This is a genomic window from Peribacillus sp. NPDC060253, assembly GCF_042727425.1.
Taxonomy (GTDB): Bacteria; Bacillota; Bacilli; order Bacillales; family DSM-1321; genus Peribacillus.
This window is the reverse complement of record NZ_JBHXAS010000044.1, coordinates 1-23,793: the sequence shown is the minus strand read 5'-3', so window position 1 is coordinate 23,793 and position 23,793 is coordinate 1. Positions and strand designations below refer to the sequence as shown.

Annotated in this window: 22 protein-coding genes; 8 read left to right on the top strand and 14 right to left on the bottom strand. The window is 39.6% G+C overall.

The annotated features are described in order from the left end of the window. Positions 1-490: 490 nt before the first annotated feature. Entirely contained in the window at positions 491-1,465 is a 975-nt protein-coding gene (gene corA / locus ACFWE9_RS13395; RefSeq protein WP_230157556.1) for a magnesium/cobalt transporter CorA, read from the bottom strand. A gap of 159 nt (positions 1,466-1,624) precedes the next feature. Between corA and ACFWE9_RS13390 the strand changes: the two genes are divergently transcribed. Continuing rightward, on the top strand, positions 1,625-2,767 hold the full coding sequence (locus ACFWE9_RS13390; protein ID WP_377357148.1) for an aminotransferase A: 1,143 nt from the start codon (positions 1,625-1,627) through the stop codon (positions 2,765-2,767). 92 nt (positions 2,768-2,859) lie between these two features. On the opposite strand, the gene ACFWE9_RS13385 is transcribed toward ACFWE9_RS13390, so the two are convergent. From ACFWE9_RS13385 to ACFWE9_RS13355, 7 genes are all read right to left on the bottom strand, one after another. Further along, positions 2,860-3,225, bottom strand: coding sequence for a hypothetical protein (locus ACFWE9_RS13385; RefSeq protein WP_230157559.1), 366 nt, complete (start codon positions 3,223-3,225; stop codon positions 2,860-2,862). A gap of 65 nt (positions 3,226-3,290) precedes the next feature. Then, a complete protein-coding gene (locus tag ACFWE9_RS13380; protein ID WP_377357146.1) occupies positions 3,291-4,163 on the bottom strand; it encodes an NAD(P)-dependent oxidoreductase in 873 nt (290 codons plus the stop codon). Positions 4,164-4,200: 37 nt separating this feature from the next. Further along, positions 4,201-4,986, bottom strand: a complete 786-nt coding sequence (locus tag ACFWE9_RS13375) for an SDR family oxidoreductase (protein ID WP_230157560.1) — start codon at positions 4,984-4,986, stop codon at positions 4,201-4,203. A 316-nt stretch (positions 4,987-5,302) separates the two neighbouring features. Next, positions 5,303-7,018 carry a phosphoenolpyruvate--protein phosphotransferase gene (ptsP, locus tag ACFWE9_RS13370; RefSeq protein ID WP_377357145.1) on the bottom strand — a complete coding sequence of 572 codons (1,716 nt, stop codon included), beginning with the start codon at positions 7,016-7,018 and terminating at the stop codon, positions 5,303-5,305. Further along, positions 7,018-7,284 carry a phosphocarrier protein HPr gene (locus ACFWE9_RS13365; RefSeq protein WP_230157562.1) on the bottom strand — a complete coding sequence of 89 codons (267 nt, stop codon included), beginning with the start codon at positions 7,282-7,284 and terminating at the stop codon, positions 7,018-7,020. The genes ptsP and ACFWE9_RS13365 overlap by 1 nt, the downstream gene beginning before the upstream one ends. A 214-nt stretch (positions 7,285-7,498) precedes the next feature. Beyond that, the gene (locus tag ACFWE9_RS13360; protein ID WP_377357142.1) at positions 7,499-8,284 is read right to left on the bottom strand and encodes an ABC transporter permease; all 786 of its coding nucleotides are present in this window, start codon (positions 8,282-8,284) and stop codon (positions 7,499-7,501) included. Next, positions 8,284-8,913, bottom strand: a complete 630-nt coding sequence (locus ACFWE9_RS13355; RefSeq protein ID WP_377357172.1) for an ABC transporter ATP-binding protein — start codon at positions 8,911-8,913, stop codon at positions 8,284-8,286. Before ACFWE9_RS13355 ends, ACFWE9_RS13360 begins: the two co-directional genes overlap by 1 nt. 180 nt (positions 8,914-9,093) lie before the next feature. On the opposite strand from ACFWE9_RS13355, the gene ACFWE9_RS13350 reads away from it, so the two are divergent. Continuing rightward, on the top strand, positions 9,094-9,918 hold the full coding sequence (locus tag ACFWE9_RS13350) for a thermonuclease family protein (protein WP_230157564.1): 825 nt from the start codon (positions 9,094-9,096) through the stop codon (positions 9,916-9,918). Positions 9,919-10,643: 725 nt separating this feature from the next. Further along, positions 10,644-11,138 carry a sigma-70 family RNA polymerase sigma factor gene (locus ACFWE9_RS13345; protein ID WP_377357139.1) on the top strand — a complete coding sequence of 165 codons (495 nt, stop codon included), beginning with the start codon at positions 10,644-10,646 and terminating at the stop codon, positions 11,136-11,138. A 45-nt stretch (positions 11,139-11,183) separates the two neighbouring features. Here ACFWE9_RS13345 and ACFWE9_RS13340 read toward each other — a convergent pair whose 3' ends face one another. Then, positions 11,184-11,378 carry a hypothetical protein gene (locus ACFWE9_RS13340; RefSeq protein WP_230157566.1) on the bottom strand — a complete coding sequence of 65 codons (195 nt, stop codon included), beginning with the start codon at positions 11,376-11,378 and terminating at the stop codon, positions 11,184-11,186. A gap of 442 nt (positions 11,379-11,820) precedes the next feature. Here ACFWE9_RS13340 and ACFWE9_RS13335 point away from each other — a divergent pair, with 442 nt between their 5' ends. Both ACFWE9_RS13335 and ACFWE9_RS13330 read left to right on the top strand, forming a co-directional pair. Then, positions 11,821-11,997, top strand: a complete 177-nt coding sequence (locus tag ACFWE9_RS13335) for a YkvS family protein (RefSeq protein WP_064505160.1) — start codon at positions 11,821-11,823, stop codon at positions 11,995-11,997. 195 nt (positions 11,998-12,192) lie between these two features. After that, entirely contained in the window at positions 12,193-12,819 is a 627-nt protein-coding gene (locus ACFWE9_RS13330) for a hypothetical protein (RefSeq protein WP_377357137.1), read from the top strand. Positions 12,820-12,865: 46 nt separating this feature from the next. On the opposite strand, the gene ACFWE9_RS13325 is transcribed toward ACFWE9_RS13330, so the two are convergent. The 3 genes from ACFWE9_RS13325 to ACFWE9_RS13315 form a co-directional block, all read right to left on the bottom strand. Next, positions 12,866-13,906, bottom strand: coding sequence for a YkvI family membrane protein (locus tag ACFWE9_RS13325; RefSeq protein ID WP_230157568.1), 1,041 nt, complete (start codon positions 13,904-13,906; stop codon positions 12,866-12,868). A gap of 339 nt (positions 13,907-14,245) precedes the next feature. Further along, on the bottom strand, positions 14,246-15,940 hold the full coding sequence (locus tag ACFWE9_RS13320) for a M3 family oligoendopeptidase (protein ID WP_377357135.1): 1,695 nt from the start codon (positions 15,938-15,940) through the stop codon (positions 14,246-14,248). Positions 15,941-16,203: 263 nt separating this feature from the next. Next, positions 16,204-16,641: a MarR family winged helix-turn-helix transcriptional regulator gene (locus ACFWE9_RS13315; protein ID WP_230157572.1), complete on the bottom strand. Its 438-nt coding sequence runs from the start codon at positions 16,639-16,641 to the stop codon at positions 16,204-16,206. A 157-nt stretch (positions 16,642-16,798) separates the two neighbouring features. Between ACFWE9_RS13315 and ACFWE9_RS13310 the strand changes: the two genes are divergently transcribed. The 3 genes from ACFWE9_RS13310 to ACFWE9_RS13300 all read left to right on the top strand — a co-directional run bounded on the left by ACFWE9_RS13310 (position 16,799) and on the right by ACFWE9_RS13300 (position 20,496). Then, positions 16,799-18,295 (top strand): ATP-binding protein, encoded by a 1,497-nt coding sequence (locus ACFWE9_RS13310; protein ID WP_377357133.1) that lies wholly within the window; start codon positions 16,799-16,801, stop codon positions 18,293-18,295. A gap of 109 nt (positions 18,296-18,404) precedes the next feature. After that, a complete protein-coding gene (locus tag ACFWE9_RS13305; RefSeq protein WP_377357170.1) occupies positions 18,405-19,628 on the top strand; it encodes an MFS transporter in 1,224 nt (407 codons plus the stop codon). Between the two features lie 136 nt (positions 19,629-19,764). Beyond that, complete coding sequence (locus ACFWE9_RS13300) at positions 19,765-20,496, top strand: ZIP family metal transporter (RefSeq protein WP_377357131.1); 732 nt, start codon at positions 19,765-19,767, stop codon at positions 20,494-20,496. 268 nt (positions 20,497-20,764) lie between these two features. Here the strand turns inward: ACFWE9_RS13300 and ACFWE9_RS13295 are convergent, their stop codons facing one another. Next, the gene (locus ACFWE9_RS13295) at positions 20,765-21,007 is read right to left on the bottom strand and encodes an aspartyl-phosphate phosphatase Spo0E family protein (protein WP_230157581.1); all 243 of its coding nucleotides are present in this window, start codon (positions 21,005-21,007) and stop codon (positions 20,765-20,767) included. Positions 21,008-21,426: 419 nt separating this feature from the next. Next, on the bottom strand, positions 21,427-23,589 hold the full coding sequence (locus ACFWE9_RS13290) for a PAS domain S-box protein (RefSeq protein ID WP_377357129.1): 2,163 nt from the start codon (positions 23,587-23,589) through the stop codon (positions 21,427-21,429). Between the last annotated feature and the right edge of the window lie 204 nt (positions 23,590-23,793).

Genomic DNA, 23,793 nt, shown 5'->3' with positions numbered 1-23,793 from the left:
AATCCTGCTTGTCAGTTAACTAGGCCTATCATGATTTTATCTATGAACTCATACCTAATAATTCGGTTACTTATGTCTTTTGTTTAGGGCAAAGGAAAAAAAAGAATAAGAAGGGACTATTTATTAAATTAGCTCTTCAACCAAACAAAAAAAGGAGCCTCTATCAAGCCCCCTTTTTTGTTCGGCTACCAACGTCGCGGAAACCATATCGTGGAGTTTGTTTCTTCAATGAAACAAACTCCACGATTTAACCGACATTGTATAGACATGCCGGATCGTCGCTATATACCGCACTGCAGCCCTTACAAACCCTATTCGTCCTCCTTTTAAATTCGTCACTTTAAATCCAGGAGTATTTTAGCCACTGATGTCGTGGGGCGACTTCAAAAGATACTCTCAAAAACCGATAGGATACGATTCCAGCGGGTATCCATATGATGCTTCCAGCAATGATGGGCGGGCCAAAGCCCAACCAAAATCCGCCCTGTTTTCAGTTCTTTCGCGATCTTTTCCTTGGATTGAGCCAACCTTTTTTAACAAAGTATAAAAACATCATCAAGGCAATTCCACCCATCAATCCAAGGATGAGGAAATAGCCATAGTGCCAATTTAACTCAGGCATATTTTCAAAATTCATCCCATATACACCTACTATGAAAGTCAGCGGCATGAAAATGGTAGTGATGACAGTCAAAGTCATCATCGTTGAATTCATATTATTAGAGTTCACAGACAAATAACTATCCCGGATATCGGAGGAGAAATCTCGATAGGATTCCAGCATTTCAGTCAATTTAAGAAGATGATCGTACACATCATTAAAATAAAGGTGCTGATCTTTTAAATAATTGAGACGCTCAGATGAAATCATTCTGTACAACAAATCACGCATCGGTAAAATGGTCCGGCGGAGCCTTGACATATCCGTACGCAAATCGAATAGCTGATCCATCAGGTCGTTTATCGTTTCATTTTCAGTATTGTCCTCAATGCTCCCCAATTCGCTCTCCATTTTATAAACAGGAGGGAAAAATTCATCGACGATCCTGTCAATTAGCCTGTGCATCAAGAAAAAGGGACCCTGCTTCAACATTTTATTTCCAGAAATTTCTTCCCACACCTTTTCAACTTCAGGCATTTCTTCCTTATGAAAAGTGATTATCCATTTTTCTCCAACAAACATATCCAATTCAACGGCTCTAAATACCTTTTGCCTAAGAGCATGTATCACAAGAAATTGATAGTTTTCATAAAAATCCATTTTAGGGCGTTGGTTAAAGTCATCCAGGCAGTCTTCTATTGCCAGCGGATGAAAGTGAAAATGAGTGGATAAAAGTTCGATTTCCTTGTTTGTCGGGTTGGAAAAATCAACCCAATACCACTCGATATCCGGATTATTCATTTCTAATAGCGGTAAATCAAAACTGACTTCTTGGTTTGAAGTTATCGCACAAGTCCTTATCATATGTATCAACCCTCAAAGTTTTCTTATCTTTCATTATACCTTTAATTCATTAATCTCAAAAAGTATTTCTCCCTCATCCAAACTAAATGATAAAATAGAATGGATCCGTCAAACATAGTACATAAGCTCATGAAGTTTGAAAAGGGAGGATATTCATAGATGGAGCATTTAGTTAACCCTCTAGTAAAAGACGTTCAAATATCAGGAATCCGTAAATTCTACAATATGGTAGCTGATATCGAAGGCACCATTTCTTTAACGATCGGACAGCCAGACTTTCCAACTCCAATACATATTAAAGAAGCGGCAAAACAAGCCATTGATCATGATTATACCGTTTATACTCACAATGCCGGCTATCTCGAATTAAGGGAAGCAGCATCGGAATATATTAAGGATAAATACAAACTAACCTACGATCCAGCCGATGAAGTCATAGTGACCTCTGGTGCTAGTGAAGGCATTGATATTACATTCCGAACGATCCTCGTCCCTGGGAATGAAGTTATATTACCAGGACCGGTATATCCAGGATACGAACCCATCATTAAAATGTGCGGTGCAGCTCCCATCTATGCCGATACAACCAAAAATGGATTTCGTTTGACGGCAGATATTATTGAAAAATACATAACTGATCAAACGCGTTGCATCGTTTTGCCATATCCATCGAATCCGACTGGGGTCACATTATCTGCCGAAGAATTATTGGATATTGCCGAACTCGTACGGGGCAAGGACATCTTCATATTGGCTGATGAGATATACAGTGAACTTGTATTTGATCAGGAACATGTATCGATTGCCACATTCTTAAAAGAACAAACCATCGTCCTGAATGGTTTGTCCAAGTCTCATTCCATGACAGGGTGGAGAATTGGCCTTCTGTTTGCGCCTAAATCCATCTCTTTGCATATCCTGAAGGTCCATCAATACAATGTAACTTGTGCCTCTTCCATATCTCAGAGAGCTGCCTTGGCTGCATTGACAGCGGGCAAGGATGATGCCATTCCGATGAAGAACGAGTATGCAAGGAGACGAGAATATGTATACAATCGCTTACAAGCAATGAATTTGGAAATAGTCAAGCCAAATGGTGCCTTTTACTTCTTTATAAAGCTTCCTGAAGGGTATACCTCTTCTCTTGACTTTTGCCTCAAGCTCGTTAAACAGGAAAAAGTGGCTGTAGTCCCTGGAGACGCGTTCTCTCCTCTCGGCGAAGGGTACTTCAGGATATCTTATGCCTATTCCATGGAAACCTTGGAAAAAGCTTTGAATCGAATTGAAGCTTTTTTAGCTTAAGGTTAATCGAAAAAAAAAGTGGCCTTCAATAGAATCATTGAAGGCCGCTTTTTCCATTTCCCAAAATTTCTTTTTCACCATGCTAGATACTGCTAATACAATCTACGTAAAAAACGAATTTCCCGATATCCTTCTTCCTTATTTGTCGTGGTAAGGCTCACTTCAACAATGGATCCAAGTAAATCGGCCATCACATCTTCAAATTCCTTTGAGGAGCGCGGTTTTGAAAGACCTAAACTTTTCAATTCGCGCATCAGGATTTGGAAACCGGCATTCGTTTCGATATGACTGAATTTCACCGGCAAGATTAGCGGACTTTCATTCATTAATTTAAGATCCCAACGTATGGGCTTAGTTTGATGAATGGTTTTTTCGCGTTTAAAACCTTCAATCCTGACAATATATCGACCATCTTCCAATTCCTGAAATTTCATATTGATGTCATCGAATTCACCCATAACGATCACTCCTTTTTGTAAAGGCTGTCGCTATCAGCTTATTCATGAAAAAGGAACGGTAGCACTTAATTATAGTGTTTATATAACGCCTGGGTGCCGCTATTTTCCTCCCCAGCTTCTGCCAGGCCTTCATATAAGGATTTGCTCAGGCTTAATCCTGGCGCATCCATTCCCATTCTTTCTGCTTCATCAAGTGCGATCTTCATATCCTTAATGAAATGCTTGATATAAAAGCCTGGTTCAAAATCCCCTTTGACCATACGCGGCACTAGATTGGACAGTGACCAGCTTCCAGCAGAACCTGATGAAATACTTTGCAGAACGCGGTATGGATCCAATCCCGCCTTTTTGGCATAAGAAATCGCTTCAGTTACTCCGATCATATTGGATGCTATGGCGATTTGATTGCACATTTTCGTATGCTGTCCAGATCCAGCCGGGCCTTGATGGACTACATTACTGCCCATGATTTCAAAAATGGGACGTACCGCTTCGAACGCCTCGCTATCACCGCCGACCATGATCGTAAGCTTCGCATCACGTGCACCGATATCTCCACCTGAAACAGGTGCATCCAATGATTCCATTCCTTTTTTCTTGGCTTCCTCGGCTATTTTCACAGCCAAAGATGGAGTGGAGGTCGTCATATCGATTAAATAGGTACCCGCTTTCCCATTCTCGATAAGCCCATCGTCTCCTAGGTAAATTTCTTCAACATCGCTAGGATACCCTACCATGGAAATGATTACATTAGCGTTCTGTGCGATGTCCTTAGGTGCCTTTACCCACTTTGCTCCCAGTTGCAGCAGATCGCTTGCCTTATCTTTCGTCCTTGTATAAACAAATACCTCATATCCTGCCTTAAGCAGATTTCTGGCCATGCTTTTCCCCATGACCCCTAAACCTATGAATCCGATTGCTTCGTTCGATTGCTTCACTGCAAATTCCTCCCAATCATTATGTGGAAAATAACCCTTAAATTGATTTTACCATTCCTCCGTCTACTAAATACGACTGGCCCGTTAAATATGTATTGGCACCCGAAACAAGGAAAGTAACGAACCTAGCAAATTCCTCAGGTTCCCCGTACCGCCCAAGAGGGATTTTATTAATGGCTTGTTCAGTGATCACCTCAGGAGTGACCCCTTGTTTCTCTGCATTCATATTATCAAGGTGCTGAACGCGGTCTGTGGCGATCCTGCCAGGAGCAACTGTATTGATCAAAATCTGATCTGGAGCTAACTCAGTAGCCAACGTCTTTGACAATCCAACAATTGCAGTCCGGAATGTATTCGATAATATCAGTCCCGGAATCGGTTCCTTGATGGATGAAGATGCAATATTGATGATTTTACCGCCCTGTTTTTTTAGGTGGGGCAGGCTCTCACGGATTGTCCTGATGTAGCTTAGTAAATTAAGTTCAAAAGATTGTTGCCAATCTTCATCATTGAAATCTGTAAATGATCCCCCTGGAGGACCTCCGGCGTTATTAATAAGAATGTCGATACTGCCGAACTCTGCAGCTGTTTCCTCAACCAAGCTTTTAATATCTTCCGTTTTTGTTATATCCGTTGCCTTATATGCAACTTTACCCGCCCCAAGCTGCGCTAACTCCCTTTGCACGTCGGCAAGCTTTTCTCCATCACGGCTGGCAAGCATGACATTTGCTCCTTCTTTAACCAATTCTGCTGCTATCGCCTTCCCCAAACCTTGGCTTGAAGCTAAAATCAAAGCATTTTTCTTGTTCAAATGTAATTCCATATGATTTCCTCCATTCTCGTAAAATAAAAATATATATATCCATTATATCGTTAATGCTGAAAAGTGAAAAATCTGAATAATCATCCTTGTTATTTTTTTGGTTTTAAATTGTTAAACCCAAAAAAATTGCCGGTTGGATAGCCCAACCGGCGTCAAAGGGGGAAATGAGAATGTCAGCTGCCCTACTAGAGCAAAACAACTGTGCTTGCTTTTTAAATACCCCCATTTTCTTGGAATAAACATTCTTCCTAAAAAATTACAAACAGCCCCCCCAACGAAAATTCTATGGAGGGGGCTGTTTTTCACTATTTAATTATCATTTCAAAGCGTTTACTACCGCTTCTTTCACATTATCATTCGTATCCATCATTAAAACTTCTTGAGATAGTTTTTTCATATCTTCAAGCGTAAGTTGGCTAATTAAAGAACGTGCTTTTAAAATCGAGGTTGCACTCATTGAGAATTCATCGAGTCCCATTCCGATCAGGATCGGGATAGCCACTTCATCTCCAGCCATCTCTCCGCACATCCCAGCCCATTTTCCTTCTTTATGAGCTGCATCTATGACCATTTTAACCAAGCGTAAAATCGATGGATTATATGGTTGGTATAAATATGATACTCTCTCATTCATTCGGTCAGCGGCCATCGTATACTGAATCAAGTCATTAGTCCCTATGCTGAAGAAATCGACTTCCTTAGCAAATATGTCCGCCATCACTGCAGTTGAAGGGATTTCGACCATAATTCCAACTTCAATTTTTTCAGCAACCTGAATACCATTATCAAGCAATTCCTGCTTAACTTCAGCCAATACAGCTTTAGCTTCGCGGAATTCAGCTAATGTGGCAATCATCGGGAACATGATCTTCAGATCACCGTAAATGCTTGCACGAAGCAGGGCACGGAGCTGTGTCCTGAAAATCTCCTGCTCATTTAGGCAAAGCCGAATCGCACGGTAACCAAGGAAAGGATTCATTTCCTTAGGAAGATCTAGGTACGGCAACTCCTTGTCACCGCCTATATCTAGCGTTCTGACGACTACAGGCTTTCCTGACATTCCTTCAAGCACGGCTTTATATGCCTCGAACTGTTCTTCTTCACTCGGAAAGTCATTTCTGCCCATATAAAGAAATTCTGTACGGTATAACCCGATTCCTTCACCGCCATTTTGATGAACGCCCTCAAGATCTTTCGGTGTGCCTATATTGGCAGCCAATTCCACATGATGACCATCTTTTGTAACCGTTTGTTCATGAACGAGCTTAGCCCACTCAGCCTTTTGCATAGCATAGGCAACTTGTTCCTCTTCGTAGCGTTTTACGAGTTCAGGAGTAGGATTGATATGAACTTCACCCTTTAACCCATCAATAATGATCATGTCACCATTTTCAATGGACGATGTTACTGATTTTGCACCAACGACAGCAGGGATTTCCAATGAACGTGCCATTATTGCTGAGTGAGATGTACGTCCCCCGATATCGGTCGTGAATCCCTTAACATAAACCGGGTTCAACTGTGCTGTATCGGAAGGAGTCAAGTCCTCCGCAATAATAATCACTTCCTCAGCAATCAAGCTTGGATTTGGAATATGAACACCTAAGAGATGTGACAACACCCTCTTAGTGACGTCACGGATATCCGCTGCACGTTCCTTCATGTATTCATTATCCATTTGTTCAAACATTGTAATGAACATACTTGCTGTCTCATTTAGGGAAAACTCAGCGTTGACGTTTTCGGATTGGATTCTATCTTGTATAGGAGTAATAAGTTCCGGGTCAGCCAAAACAAGTAGGTGCGCGTCAAAAATAGCGGCTTTATCCGCTCCTAAATCCTTTTCTGCTTTTTCCCTTATTACTTCCAATTCATTTGTTGACTTTTGAATAGCTTCCTTAAAACGGGATATTTCCGCCCCGACATCTTCTATGCTTCTTTTTTCAATCGATAGATCTGGCTCAGTCAGTCGATAGGCTTTAGCGATGGCTATTCCGTTTGAAGCTGCTATTCCACTAATCAAAGTGGACATTATTCTGCTAATCCTTCTCTGTTCAATGTTTCAGCAAGTGTGTTTAATGCATCATTTTCATCGCTTCCTTCGGCAGTAATCGTAATTTCTGCCCCTTTGCCGATACCTAGGGACATTACACCCATAATGGACTTAAGGTTCACTTTTTTCTCTTTGTAAGCAAGATTTATTTCTGAATCAAACTTTCCAGCAGCTTGTACAAGCAATGTAGCCGGACGAGCATGAATTCCTGTTTCTGCAGTTACTGTAAATGTTTTTTCTACCATATAAATCAATCTCCTTTAAGATAAATTAACAAAAATAGGTTATGTAAGGGGGTTTCTATTTCCACTCAGGAAAGAACTGAAAAAAGAAATGCCCTTTTCCTTAACAGAATAGCATTATCATTCCCAACAAACAAACCAAAACTATCTAGTACCTAAAAAATAGTACAAAAATATAGATGGAACTGCAACTATTACTTTTCAGATTTATTAATAATTATACGGACAATTGAGCATTTTTGGTAAAAAAGGCTCTGAAACTCAACATAATGAAAAGAACCACCGTTAATGAAACACTCCCGAGAATTCCGATAAGTATGGCAATTTGGTATTCTATTGCGATGAGCGGACTTATCCCAGACATAATTTGACCTGTCATCATTCCTGGAAGGAAAATAATCCCCATCCCGAGCATATTGTTCAAAGTTGGAAGTACTGCCGAATCGAATGCAGCATCTACATATTTCTTGACAGCCCTTTTCGGAGTCGCTCCCAGCATCAGCATCGCCTCTACCTTTTCACGATTACTGCATATCCCATCATGGAGGTTTTTAAGCGCCAACGTCACTCCAGTCATAGCATTCCCCACGATCATCCCTGCTATTGGAATGAAATATCTTGGCTCATACCAAGGAGTGAAATGGATCACCACCACATTAAAATAAAACAAGGCCGCCATGGGACCTGTCAACATACTTAGGATAACCATCCTTTTGATTTTCTTGTTGAGCGTATAGGGCACTTGCTTAAAAATATTATGGATGGAGAACAGGGCCATCGCACATAAAAATCCTAAGGAAAGTAAAGGGTGGGGATTTTCAAAGATATATGTCAAAACATAACCGGCAAGAATAAGTTGGACTGTCATCCGCACCGTAGCGAGAATGATTTGCTTTTCCCTTGAAATCCCTCTCCATTTCACGATAATCAGCAGAACGACTACAAAGACGTAGGCCGCACAAAGACGCCAGAACTCAATATCTATTATCCCATTCCCCTCCATTAATAGTCATCCTCCTTCGCCTTTTTCAGAATGATCATCTTTTCAGCACATATATCAGCAAGTTGTCTTGAATGGGTAATCATGATGACGGTTCCTTTTTCAAGCTTCACTTCTTCTAAAAATCGGCTCATAACCTTCAGTTCGGTTTCCTCATCGAGAGCTGCTGTCGGCTCATCCAGTAAATACACTTCGGGTTTTAACAAAAGTAATCTCGCTAGTGCAAGCCTTTGTTTCTCCCCGCCTGAAAGATTCTCCGCACCATCTGTTAAAGCCTTCTGCAGCTGGACCGTTTCGAGTGCCTTCTCCAATTCAGTTTCATCCTTCTTTTCCCGTTCTGTCAATTCCAAACCCATTTGGAGATTTTCTTCAATCGTTCCCGGTAAAATGAACGGTGTCTGAGACAACATTGTGACTTTACGTCTGTGCTCTATCGGATTGAGACTTTCCAGCAATTGATCTTGATAAAAGATAGACCCGCTATCCGGATCATCCATCCTGTTCAATAAACGGAGCAGTGAAGTTTTTCCTGCTCCGCTTTCCCCAGTCAAGCAAGTAACCATTCCTGCCGATATAGTCAAATTATCAATATGTAGAATGCCTTTATATCTAATCTTTTCGAGTCTAAACATCATTTCTCACGCCTGCCTCTCATACTTCACCATATCATTATAAGAAACTATCATGGTATGTGGTAGCAATGAATGTAAATTTTTTCATTTTCTTTCCCTTTTTAATAGGGTAGTATTATTCCTGGCGATTATATCCATGACAAACATGGAAAACACCTTTGAAATGGAGGCATTTTATCAATGAACAGAAATTCCTTTTTACCTTCTTGTCTGCATGTGCTACTCCTGACTGCCATTTCCCTACTCATCTTGACTGGCTGCCAGGGCGCCTCGGATATCCTGAATGATGAATCCCAACAGGAAAATTCGACATCCAATAAAGATATCCAATCCATTAAAGATTCTTCTAATGAAGAAAAGGGCCATACATTCACAGCCAAAATCATCAGGGTTGTTGACGGAGATACAGTAAAGATCAAAATGCCTAATGGAAATGAAGAAACGGTCAGGCTTCTATTGATAGATACCCCGGAAACCGTGCACCCATCCAAGCCCGTTCAGCCTTTCGGCCCTGAAGCGAGCAAGTTCACCAAGGATTTAATGCCTGCCGGCTCGAAAGTGGAAGTAGAACCTGGTATTGGTGAAAGAGATAAATATGGCCGGCTGCTGGCCTATTTTTATGTAGATGGAAAAATGGTGAATAAACTCCTGCTTGAAAAAGGACTGGCCAGGGTCGCCTATGTTTATGCACCGAACACTAAATATCTTGATGAATTGGAAAATATTCAGAAACAAGCCCAAAAAGACCAAATCGGTATTTGGTCAATTGAAAACTACGCAACATCAAAAGGCTTTGATGATTCGAAGTCCAAAGAAGTATCAGTGGAAAAGACAACTGTGAACTCATCTTGCAACAATCCAAAAATTAAAGGGAATATAAACTCTAAAGGCAATAAAATCTATCACATCCCTTCTGGCCAATATTACGAAATAACTAAACCAGAAGAAATGTTTTGCACAGAACAAGACGCACAGGATGCCGGATTCAGAAAATCACAGAGTTAACAAAATGGTTTGAGCAATTTGTCTACCTTGGAGTGTTAGAGGGAATCAAAATGAGTGACAATGAAGCATTTCGTTTTAGCTTTTCTCCCCCACTTCCTGGTTTTTCAAAAAAAATAAAAGGGCACGCCAATACTGCATGGGCGGATGCTTTGGCCAAACTGAAATTCGATAAAAGACAAGAGTCCTTCACTTTTAGCTTTATGGTGAAAGGGCTCTTTTTTTACGTAGGTTTTTTTTACGTAGTTCATATAAATGAAAAGTTCAGTAGAAAAGGATGAGCAATTGCTCCATCCCTCAGTTTGTAGACAAAAGAAGGTCCATCTAAATTTCAAAACAAAGTTGATAGGAACAGGCATACGAGACTCCTGAGGGAATACGCGGCCAAGGGCGTATCAGCGCCGAGGAGGGCTCCCGGACCGCCCGCGGAAAGCGAGTGCCTGGGGGGAAATCAACGTCAAAGAACTTAAAATCCATCGGAAGAAGAATGAATGAATTATTTCGGCTCATCCAATTTTAGGATGTGTTATTCATTTGGTCACCCCCACATTCAAGATCACTTGAATGTCCCTTTTCATTTCATAAACTTTTGATTTGCCGCCTGAAAACCCCCCTTTTATTCCTTCCATTTTTCAGTTATGCCTTTTCGCTATAGCCGAAAAAATTATATACGGTAGAAGCACCCGGGAATACACGAAAGTGCACTTTTCAAAAGGTAGCCATGCATAATGGAAGATTTCTCAGCTCTAGCAACAAAATTCACGCCGATGATCCATCATATTATCCGATCACTTTCCATCTATAAAAACAAGGATGAATATTACCAAATAGGGTTGATTGCCTTATGGGAGTCAAATGAAAATTTCAATAAGGAATACGGACAATTCCATAACTACGCTTATACTGTAATCAAAGGCCGAATTCTAAACGAATTAAAGCGTCATCATAAATATGAAACCCGCAACACACCCATTGATTCCGCCACCCTAGAGATTAAAGACCCTTTTTCAAAGCTCGAAGAAGCCTTCGCCATCGATAATTTCCTCCACTACACGGAAGGCTTGACACTGAATCAGCAGCGCTGGCTCTTGCAGACGTACTTGGGAAATAAAACAGTGACAGAAATTGCCGAGATATATCAGGTAACTGCCGCAGCCGTCAAATCATGGAGAAATTCCGCATTAAGAAAATTAAAAAAGCAAGTGATTTTCCATTGTAAATAACATTGGGGTGGCTCATCATATGAGCCACCCCGAATTTCCTTTTCATCAACTTCTCGCTTCTTGTAAATACGTATAGATTATCTCTCCATTATGGTGAGCATTTCCCCGAAAATGTTTAAAGTCTTCCCTTTTCACAAGAACCTCTCGAAAACCTAAAAAATCTTCCTTTGATATCCTGAATTCATCCATTTCACGATTTGCCAGTTTATCGAGTACATCTTTTGCTTCTTCTGCATTCAAAATATTATCCTCCTTACATATCAATTGTTTCTATCCGTATTCAGACAGGAGAAATTCCGTTTCCATTTTATCATAAGCTTGGCTTTAAATATAAATCGGAATTTTTTGGGGAGCACTTGCTACATTATTCTTTACGAATGCTATAAAATAGTGCAAACTGTATAGTAAAATATCATAATGTAAAATGATTGGTATTTTTTGTACATAGGATTACATACTGGCAGCATAGCTGCGCTTACAAGTTATACCAAATGATGCCAATTCATTACAAGACTGCACTCCCCCCTTTAAATGTTTAGCTTACCGTACCGACAGTAGAGATATCTTATTCTCTTACTTGCACTCCCAACGTCAAAATCTAAAAGGCAAGATGTTCGAATAATCCAATTACTCCATAGTTACTTTTTGATCATTGGAAACAAAATGGGAAAGGATGATTACCATGAAGAAAGCGGAAGTTGGAAATATCATTGAATTTAGAGAAGGCTTGAAAGGAATCGTCGAGAAAGTGAACGAAAACTCAGTGATCGTGGACGTCACGTATATGGAAAATTATCGTGATTTGGAACTTGAACAAAAAACCGTCGTCAACCATAAAAATTATAAAATTATAGGTTAACTCAATGTAATCTAACGGAATGGTTTCTCAATAACCATTCCGTTTTCATTTTTAGTAATCATCCTTTTTTGTTTCTCTGTTATTTTTTGTAACAATTTTCATTTCATACCGTCTATTCATTAAAGGTGAAAGATACGTAAGATTACAGGAAATGTTTACATTGATAATGACATTAGAAAGAAGTGATCAAAAGAGATGTTTATTTGGACACGTTATTTAGGCAGTGCCACATTAGCAGCTTTACTGCTGACTGGCTGTGGATCAACCACAGACGAATTCACAGAGGAGCAACAGGAGGATTCAGTAAAAGAGGAAAATGAAAACCATTCTTCTCATGGGGACAATGGCAATATCGGAAAAAACAACAAAGTAAGACTGATGGAGCAAAACTTGCAATATACGAGTAATGGGAAAGTGAAAGAAAAAACTGCCTTTCTAAAAAAAAGTGATAATCAACCGTTCAGCCTCTACGTTTTGCAACAATTTAAGTTAAGTGCTGAAGAACCAGGAAAAGATATCGTTTTCCTCACTGAAGATGACTCCATTTATATGAGAATCGAATTGTTGAAGGAGGATGTCAACTGGGATGAAGTGGAAGAAAATGTTCAAGCACAACTAAAAAGTCTTTCAGAAACGATTAAGGAGCCAGCACTTAATGTGGAAAACGGCACTGGGTTTGAAGTGGAAAGTGGGGATGATGTGATTACTTCCATATTGCTCAAGGATGAAAAAGCACCCGTCCGCTTAACAATGTTCACGAAAAAAGATAAGGATTACCGTGATGCTTTTCTAGAGATGGCCAAGACACTGCTGAAAGAATGATCCCCCATTAAATTCCGGGAAGGAGAGCAAAGCCCCCCATTCTTCGTTACTCCTTCCCTGCCTTACTTTTCCAGACCAGCATTAAAAAAAGCAGGCTTATGTATCCAAAAACTGGATAAATATATCTTAATAACCTTCCATATCCGAATTCACCTATGATCAAAGCTATAAAAAAAATCAAAGCGATGATCAGCATGCTTGGCAATTTAATATAACTGCTGATTTGGCGCTGTAATCCATATATGTTTCCAATGACTGAAGTGAATATTTCCCCGTATATCACCAAAATAAACATCCAATATAACTGCCCGGCTGCCGTTCTCATGATAACAGCTGAAGGAATTTCATAACTATTCACGTCTGGAAGTGTCATAAGTGAAAAATGCCCCGTTAATAAAATGATGGTTAGAAATATGCCTCCAAGAATCGCACCGTGTTTGATGACCTTCTCATCCCGGACTTCATACGCAACCGGAACCAATACAGCCTGTGCCAAAGCAAGGTTAAAGGCTGTATAGGCAAATGGTGACAAAATTGTTTTCAATGTGATCACTTCATCAGGAACCATTGTAAGGTTCTTAAAGAAATCTCCATTTCCCAAGGTCGAGAAAAAAAGGATCAAACTAAAACAGATCATGATTGGTACAACAAATGAGTTTACAGTGAATACACCGCGCATTCCCATCATCAAAACCAAGGTTGCCAGGATGATCGTACACCAGCTTCCCATACTTTTCGGCAAGCCAAGTTGTTCTTCGAAAACGGCACCTGCACCGGAAATCATGACCGCTGTCACCCCTAACAGCATGATAAGGAAAAAGATATTGATGATCCCGGCCATTTTCTTGCCAAAAAGAAATTGATTGAACTCCTCATAAGAAGATGCCCTGATCCTCGAGGATATGAGCATGATTTTCGTTCCTGTAAAAATGAAAATATAACCTGCTATTAAAATCCCAATAAAGCCATAAAAGCCATAACGGGTAAAAAACTCGACAATCTCTTTTCCAGTTGCAAAACCCGCACCCACCACTGTCCCTACATATACGGCTGCAATCTGAAAAATTCCTGACCACCTTGACAGCATACTCTCCCCTCCTCCCTACATTTATATGTAAGGAAGATACATTTAAGACAAGCCAAGTAATATTCCTGAAATAGCAGTTTTTTTCTTGGCTTAAAGGCATTAAAAAACAAGTTTTCTTTCTAACATGTTGAGTTCAAACATTCCCTATCCACTCCTTTCGGCATATCACTCTGTGGGTAATCCCCAACGGCCTTCGTAATGATTTTGGGGGATGATAGCCAATTTAAAGCGAACACGCCCTTTCTCTTGGTATGGGAAAGATAAAAACGCTTAAGGAAGCATCCTCAAGCGTTTTTTTGAAGCATTGATAAAATCCGGTATCTAGTAAATCCCTACCTTTTATAATGCTTTATCATCGACATTGGAAAGCCATCCGTCTATTCCCTTCACAACTGACTGAACTGTCCCCTCAACAAATGGAGATTCCAAATTCGCAGTATCCACGAGTCCAAGGAAAGATTTGCTTCCACCAAGTTTGCACAAATTCAAATAATCCTTCCAGGCCGTTTCATCTTTTTCAGCCGACCTTTTCCAGAATTGGAATGCACATATTTGGGCCAATGTATAGTCGATATAATAAAAAGGTGACTGATAAATATGGCTTTGTCGCTGCCAATACCCGCCATTCTCCAAGAATTGATTGCCTTCATAATCGCGATGCGGCAGATATTCCTTCTCGATTTTACGCCAAGCCTGCTTTCTTTCAAGAGGGGAGGCATCAGGATTTTCATAGACAAAATGCTGAAATTCATCAACGGCTACCCCATAAGGGAGGAATGTAAGTGCCCCACTTAAATGGGAAAACTTATACTTTTCCGTATCTTCCTTGAAAAACAGCTCCATCCATGGCCACGTAAGGAATTCCATACTCATCGAATGGATTTCACAGGCTTCATATGTAGGCCAGTAGTACTCTGGAATATCGAGGTTACGGCTCCGATACACTTGGAATGCATGTCCTGCCTCATGTGTTAAAACATCTATATCCCCGGAAGTCCCGTTGAAATTAGAAAAGATGAATGGTGCTTTATAATCTTCTATAAAAGTACAGTAGCCCCCGCTTTCCTTTCCCTTTTTCGCCACAAGATCCATCAGGTCATTTTCTATCATATAATTGAAAAACTCATTCGTTTCAGGCGAAAGCTCTTGGTACATTTTTTTCCCATTTTCGATGATCCACTCAGCATCTCCCTTAGGAACGGCATTGCCCGTTTTGAAATGAAAATTCTCATCATAATAGTACAGATTGTCCAAGTCAAGGCGTTCGCGCTGACGGCCCTTCAACCGGGTAACAAGCGGTACCACTTGCTCTTTCACCTGTTTTCGGAATGCAGCGACCATTTTTGCATCATAATCAGTTCTTGTCATTCGATAATACCCAAGTTCCACGAAATTCACATAACCTAGCGCTATCGCAATCTCATGCCTCACTTTGACGAGTTCATCGAATATTCGATCCAATTCCCCTTGCTTTTCTTCAAAGAAGCCATAATATACCTCACTTGCATTTTTCCTTAATTCACGGTCCGCCGACTCCATAAAAGGCTGAAGCTGTGCAAGTGTTAGTTCCTTCCCATCAAAGTGAATTTTTGCGGAAGCAATTAATTGCGAATATTCGCTTGATAATTTATTTTCTTTTTGCAGTTGTGGGATGATTTGAGGCGAAAAGGTTTTAAGTTGGGCCTCCGCCAAGTCAAACAGTTGATTACCCCATCTCGCCTCAAGCTCCTTACGATATTTTGATTGAACAAGTTCATTGTAAAATTTTGAAGTCAATTCTTCCATTTCAGGGGAGAAGTCATCTACATAATCATTCTCCGCTTTATAAAATTCATCATGTGTATCAATCGAATGTCGAATATAAACCAAATTAAACATCGTACCTACATAGTTTCGAATTTCATTAATTTCTTCCATGGCTTTTATTTGTGCATCTGCATTTTTAGCACCCGCAAATTCCTCTAAAACCTTCATGAAACGGGTTTTAATTACATCCATTTCAGGACGTTTATATTCATACTCATTAAATTTCATATGTACACTCCTTTACACGATTTAACACCATTTTTTTCTTCAAAATCCAGATTGACGCTAACACTCAAAAAATCATTTATTTTTAGACATATTCTCCTTAATCGTGATTTTCGTAATATACTTAAATTCGCCAATCAACTATTAAAAACCTTCAAGTCCTAGAATCAAATCAGGATTTACTAGCCATGATCTTCATCGCACCCTCATGCACTTAAACATAAAAAACCAGCACCAAATATAAAACGAGGGTGCTGGTTCATTAGCTAATTTTGAGCGGAATAGCCGATTTTTTTAAGCAATTCTATCACGGTAGCCTTTTCATCTTGCGTAAGTACACTCATGATATCATCGATTCTTTTTTCATGCTCCGGAAATACCCCTTCAATAAAGGCCTTTCCTTTTTCCGTTATTTTGGCAAAGGTTACACGACGGTCCTCTTTACATGCTATTCGCTGAAGGTATTCCTTCTGTTCAAGTTTATCCACGACATAGGTAATGCTGCCGCTCGCTAGCAGGATCTTTCCACCTATTTGTTGAAGAGGTTGATCGCCTTTATGATAAAGTAATTCCAGTACGGCAAACTCAGTGGGATTCAAACCCTCTTCGGCTATATGTTTATTTACCACATCATTAATTGATCGATGAGCTCTAGACATCACAATGAACAGTTTCAAAGACTGTTGGATGTTATTATTCTCCATAACTTCACAACCTTAAAAGTTTTTAATTAAAATATCTTGAATTAAAAGTTATTATATGACATTATGGCTTGTTTGTCAATTTGCCCTTCAATAGTATGTACTATTGTTTAATTACACAGTTTGATATACTTGAAAAAAAGTTAAAGTAGTGACAAACATGAAAATAAGGCATAAATTCAGCACATATTTATTTATTGTTATTTTACCATTATTTATTCTATCCATCATTTATTGGATGCATTTAGAACGTTCCATCCAAAAAGAAAGACTGGAACAAGCTGAATGGGCGGGAACGGTTTATCAAGAATACATAGACAAAGTAATTAGTGAAACGAAAAAAAATCTTGAATTGCTGAGCCTTAGCAGCTCTGTTCTTTATTTGGATGATAAAAAAACCGAGCATCTTATGAAATGGATCAAGGATACAGATCCGAGGTATGCAGGAGTATATTGGCTAAATCAGGATGGCGTTTCCATATCAGGGACGAATCAGGATTTTTTTCATTCCTATTTAATTGGACAGGATGATATGGACCGTGCAGTAAAAACTCAGAAAGCCGTTGTTGTAGGAACTAAGGAGTCAAATAACTCGAGTTTACATTATTTCACCATTTTCGCTCCCATTCTGGATCATGATAAAAAGGCCCAAGGGTTTTTATTGGTCCAAATTAGTTTGGACCATATGGAAAAGACATTAAAAATGCTCATCCCTGATCAGACCTTGATGCTGGAATCAAGCGATAAAACACGAATTTTAGATATAAATGCTGGAGACTTTGCTGGACGTTCGCCATGGGTGGATGTTCCTTTGACCGAAGTGGATTGGACCCTTTCCGTCAAGATGCCTGACGCGCTTAACACAAATAACATGAATGTCTTCTTGATGTTTGTGTTTTTCACCTTCTTTTTTACTCATATGATCTATACCATCGTTGAGGAACTGATCGTCCGTAGCAATACGAAAAACCAAAAGTTATTAATCGATAGGCAAAAAATAGATTTTGTCGGTACATTGGCTGTGAGTACTGCACATGAAATAAGAAATCCACTTACAGGCATAAAAGGACTGGTACAGTTACTGGGTGAAAAGCACCCTGAAGAACAAGATCAGTTTTATTATTCTGTCATCAATAAAGAAATAGAACGGATCAATAGTATCGTCAGCGAGTTTTTAATTTTAGGGAAGCCCATGGCCCAGACTTTATCCTTATATGATATTCGCAGTATTATTGCTGAATTGAGACCAATAATAGAATCTGAAGCACGTCACTTTAATATTGAAGTGGAATGGAATATCATAAAGGAACCGATCAGGGTTCATTGTACGAAGGACCAACTCAAACAAGTCATTCTTAACATTGCCAAAAACGGTTTCGAGGCCATGGAGGTTGGAAAAGAGTTAAGGATACGAATTTACCATGAAAATGAACGGGCGAAAATCGTAATCATCGACACTGGGAAAGGACTTAATGAAAAAGATATCGGCAAAGTGTTCGAGCCCTTCTATACATCGAAAAAAGAAGGTACAGGATTAGGGCTATTTGTGTGTAAACGAATTATTGATTCATTCAGTGGAACCATCGAGCTTACAAGTAAGCCTTTAAAGGGTACAACTGTTACAATCTGCTTACCACTAATAAAAGAACATCCTTAGGCATTCATTGAAGTATATTCTTTATAAGAGACAGGACAAACGATTCATGATTGATGAACCTACATATGGTAATGTAGACATATTTATACAGGAAGAAGGAAATATACATATGGGAAGTATCTCTGCCGTTAAAACAAACACAAACAAACAAGATATGACTCTGAAAATTATGATCATCATAGGCATTTGCCATTTAATGAATGATTCTCTTCAGGCCGTTGTACCGGCCATGTTCCCTATCCTCGAGAAATCAATGTCGCTAACGTATACACAGCTGGGGATGATTGCATTCTGCCTGAATATCGTATCATCACTTCTGCAACCTGCTGTTGGGTTCTATACGGATAAAAAACCCCTTCCCTATGCATTGCCAATTGGATTGACCAGCACACTAATTGGGGTCATCATACTTGCTATTGCCCCAAGCTATACCATTATCCTCGGTGCAGTCATCCTGATGGGCTTCGGGTCTGCCATTTTCCATCCGGAAGGCTCTAGGGTTGCCTACATGGCAGGAGGTCCAAAGAGAGGCCTAGCACAATCGATTTATCAGGTTGGCGGGAATAGCGGGCAGGCCCTTGCCCCACTCATCACTGCCATCGTGCTTGTTCCATTTGGCCAAAAAGGTGCACTCTGGTTCGCCCTGGTTGCCTTAACGGCCGTTATTCTATTACTGTATATTGCCAAGTGGTATTCTCACAAACTTGTTCACTTCCAGCCGAAAAAGCTGGCTGCAAAAGTCATCAATAAAGAGCGGTCACATAAAGTGGCCAAAGCATTGGTTTTAATTTTGTTCATTATTTTTGCACGTTCCTGGTATGTATCAGCCATGACGAACTTTTACAGTTTTTATTTAATTGAGCAGCATTCATTCACGATTAAATCCGCTCAGGTTTTCCTATTTGCCTTTTTAGCCTCTGGTGCTGTAGGTACGTTTTTCGGCGGACCGCTTGCGGATAGATTCGGACGCAAAAATGTGATTTTCTATTCTTTCGCTGCCAGTACGCCGCTAACCGCACTTTTACCATTCGTACCTCCTACAGCTGCTTTTATCTTGCTATTGATAGCAGGATTCATCATAATGAGCAGCTTTTCGGTCACTGTAATATACGCACAGGAATTGGTACCAGGTAAAGTCGGAACGATGGCCGGTTTGACAGTAGGGTTAGCCTTTGGGATGGGGGCCATCGGATCCGTATCATTAGGGACCATTGCGGATATGATCGGAATCGAATCCATGATTAAGCTGGTGGGATTCTTGCCATTGCTGGGAATCATCGGCTTCTTGCTGCCGTCAGATCTAACATTGAAAAAATGGTATGCCGAAGAATGATTCACATAAAGCATGCATGACTGTAAAACGGATTTTTCCTTGGAACCTATTTATTATGATCTCAATACAATAAATTATTGTTTCACCCAAAATTTTCAAATTAGGTAGTGATATGTTTCATACAAAGGAGAAATTTATGAGTGGAGTCTTATTAGGCAGCATCTTATCTGCAATGTCTACAGGTTTCGGTGCGTTACCGATCTTGTTCATTCAAGGTTCGATCACACATCGATTCAGAGACACGCTTCTGGCATTTACCGCTGGTATCATGGTGGCTGCTTCGTTATTGAGCCTGATTCCGGAGTCCCTTGCCACCGGAGGGTATATACAGCTTGTCATTGGGGTTTTTCTCGGGGTAATGACATTAACGATCATGGAAAAAAATATTCCGCATATCGATCTCAGCCATACGAAAAGTGGTATTCAGTTCGATGAAAAGGCATTGCTTATCATCACTGCCATTACTCTCCATAATATTCCTGAGGGGCTTTCTGTTGGGGTCAGTTACGCCTCGGATACGGCAGATACGGGTAACTTGATCGCCTTTGCCATCGGCCTGCAAAATGCCCCGGAAGGTTTACTAGTCGCCTTGTTTTTAATCCACCAAAAAATCGGAAAATTACTAGCGTTCCTCATAGCCACCTTAACTGGTACCATCGAAATAATAACGGGTTTATTAGGTTTTTATTTAACCTCTTACATTGGTTTCCTTGTTCCATACGGCCTTGCTTTCGCCGCAGGAGCCATGCTTTTCATTGTTTATAAGGAATTGATCCCTGAAAGTCATGGGGATGGAAATGAGCGCACTTCCACTTATTCCTTTATTGTCGGTCTATTGTTCATGGTTATATTATTGGAAGTTTTGTGATTTCCGACACGTCCGGCTGGCTCCTTAAAGTGAGTCAGCCCTTTCTTCTTAAAATGCTTTGGATTCCATACACGGCTTGTACAAAAAGATTTTACAAGTATTCAACTCAGTTGAATTTCGGCTTCAAACCGTATATGTATATTTCTTGAATTATTCTCAGAAATCTTCATAAAGTTCAAGTTCGTTTCCGTTTGTAACGAACAACTAATCATTTAACCAAAAGTGAATTTCTCCCTACCGCTTGGTCGTGCATGCATTTTAGTTCTATTTAAAATGTAATATCCCCATGGAAGGGCTTCTGAACAATTACAACCATATCTTCTCGCTTGTTTCTCACTTCCACTGACGAATGATGCTGAAGAATCAAATACTCATTTATAAGTTTATCAAGTTGCTCGCTTTGGCGAAGGGTATACTCATGACCTATCCCATACATTTTTGCCAACTCCATCATTTCCCAACGCTTCATTCGAATCTCAGAACAAATTTCCGTTGCACACCTAGAATTCATAACTACATTCACTACTCCTGCCCTTTTAAAGTTACATCATAATAATGAAGTATTACAAAATATTCCTTATATGTAAATAGATTCGCAAAAAAAGACAAAACTTCTTAAATTGCGATAAAGCTTGACCTGCCTGCAGACAGGATATGACGGAAATTTCTTGATACGGTTGACCTGATATGTTGCCCTTTCGAACCTGATTCGAAAGTTCTCCCCTTTGATTTTCACTGTACGTTAGAATCCTTCGTCCGTTCACTATCATAGATAATAAGTACAAATTTGAGTTTCATCCTTTCAAAATTGGTACAACTTATTGCTGCATCATAAAGATGCGAAAAAAAAAGGAATCCATTTGAAAAAGGATCCCCATTAACAAATTGATTAACTGAACAGTGGGCAATGTTATTCTCCCCACTCTATTATCAATACTCGAATGGCAAATATATATGAAAGCACGTCCCTTTATCTACTTCGCTTTCGACTTCTATATAACCATTGTGTTCTTCTATGATTTTATAGCTGACCATCAGCCCCAGCCCCGTTCCCCTATCCTTCGTCGTATAAAAAGGTTCACCTAACTTTTTCAGCTTTTCCGTCGATATCCCCATACCTTGATCAGTAATTGAAATACAAATGTGTTTCTCTGAATATCTGCTTGTTTTAATTCGAACAGCTCCACCATCCGGCATGACTTCCAATGCATTTTTAATGATGTTAATGAATACTTGTTTCAACTGGTTCGCTTCACATAAAACAGTAAACTCTTCTTCTTCGAAGTCTGTTTCAAATTGGATATTTTCCAGCAGTGCCTGAGCTGCAAGCAATTCTAGTGTCTCTCTCAGAATGGTATGAACATCTTGTTTAAAAACTTTTAGCGCCTGTGGCTTTGCCAATACCAAAAATTCCGTAATAATGGTTTCGATTCGCTTAATTTCGGATGTAATCACATGAAAATAGGTGGTAAAATCCCCCTTAACACCATCCTCAAGCAACTGGATAAAACCTTTTAAAGCCGTCATTGGATTCCTGATTTCGTGGGCAATCCCTGCCGCCAGTTCACCCACGACATTCAATGTATCCGATTTACGGATCTGTTCCTGCATTTCAAGATTTTTACTCACATCACGGAAAATACTTAGATTCAGGTTCGAATATAAATTTTTCCTCGTTAAGAATTCGATATGCTTAACTCTCCCATCTTCAAATGTTATCGGAATGATGGATGAGTAGACCTCATGCTTGTATACATTTTCAATGTGTGCGTTCACGTCAGGTGCATTTCCAGGAATTTTCTTAATGAATCCCTTTACAGACAAAGAAAGTAGTTTATCCTTCGATATTTCCAATATTTTCTGACCTGCTTCATTAATATCCGTGAACCCTTCATGATTCCATAAAATCAAGCCGTCCAAAGTTCCCTCGAAAATTTTCCTGAATTTCTTTTCACTATCCCTTAATTCCTTCTCAATCAGCCAGCGTTCGCTGACATTTCGAAAAATTGTTACGTTATACCCATCACCTTCATGTTTTTTTGCGGTCAATTCAAGTAATTTAATTTGATGATTCGGCATTTTATAAATCAGTTCGCCCCTCACTTGGGTGTCCCTTTCAAACGTTTCCATCATCTGGCCAAAATGATGATTGTTGCTGTACACATATTTCCAGATATAACTCCCTATCAATTCCTCCCGGCTGGATTCAAATATTTTACATGCTGATTGATTGACTCGAAAAATAATCCCGTCATCATTCCAAAATATAATCGCATCCATTGACTGGTCGAATAGTTCCGCAAAAATCCGTTCGCTCGTCTCTAACTTCTTTTCTATTAAATTTGATTCTGTAAGTCTTCCTAATACCGACATGTATAATTCATTTCCGACCGTAGAACTAATGGAAAATGTAAAATGATGCGGTACATCCCGGACCATTAACTCTACCTCTCCTTTGAAGTTCGACTCTGCGTAGACACTTTGTATGCTTTCTTCCCAATAGGTCTTGTAATCCGGGGATATGAGATCCATCATATTCTTTCCGACAATCTCTTTTTTTGGGATCCCTAAAAAGTGGATAAATGCATGATTCACTTCCATGATGATTCCCGAACTATCGAAAAGGACGATACTTTCTACCGCTGCATCAAATATGTCCAAAAACATCTGCCTAGACATTCTTGTTTCCTTGGAGAAAGAAACATCCAATGTCACATCTTCCAATCGATAAATTTGCTGCCCTTCGGAAAGTTCACCCATAAGCACAAATTCAATTTGCTTAAGGGCCCCCGTATGAAGCTGGATCATCTTTCTTTCTCTTCCATCCATTTTTTTTCGGGAACCCGACTCTTCCTGATTACTTAAAGGGATGGCATCGAAAAAATCAGTTATCTTCATCGAAACCAGCTGATTTTTCGATGTTTCCAGCAGGGAACAAGCGGCATCATTGACATATGTAAGCCTTAGTTTCTCATCAACCCTAATATAAGGTTCGGACATTGAATTGAAAATGTCCAATAATCCTTTAACCTGTTTATTCAATTTTATAATCTCTCGTTTATATTCCGTTTCATTTTCATAACCGATATTCATATTAACACCCCTTTTCCAAACCCACTACTTACCAAACTTTATTCGACGCCCATCTTGAATTTCCTCGGTATTTTCGAAAATCGGAGCAATTATTGAAAACCTAAATTTTCCTCTATGTCAAATTATAGTATGTTGAATCGTTTAATACTTAGCGTTAAGCTTAATTTAAGGGAATTATAATAAATTTAATAAATAAGATTACGC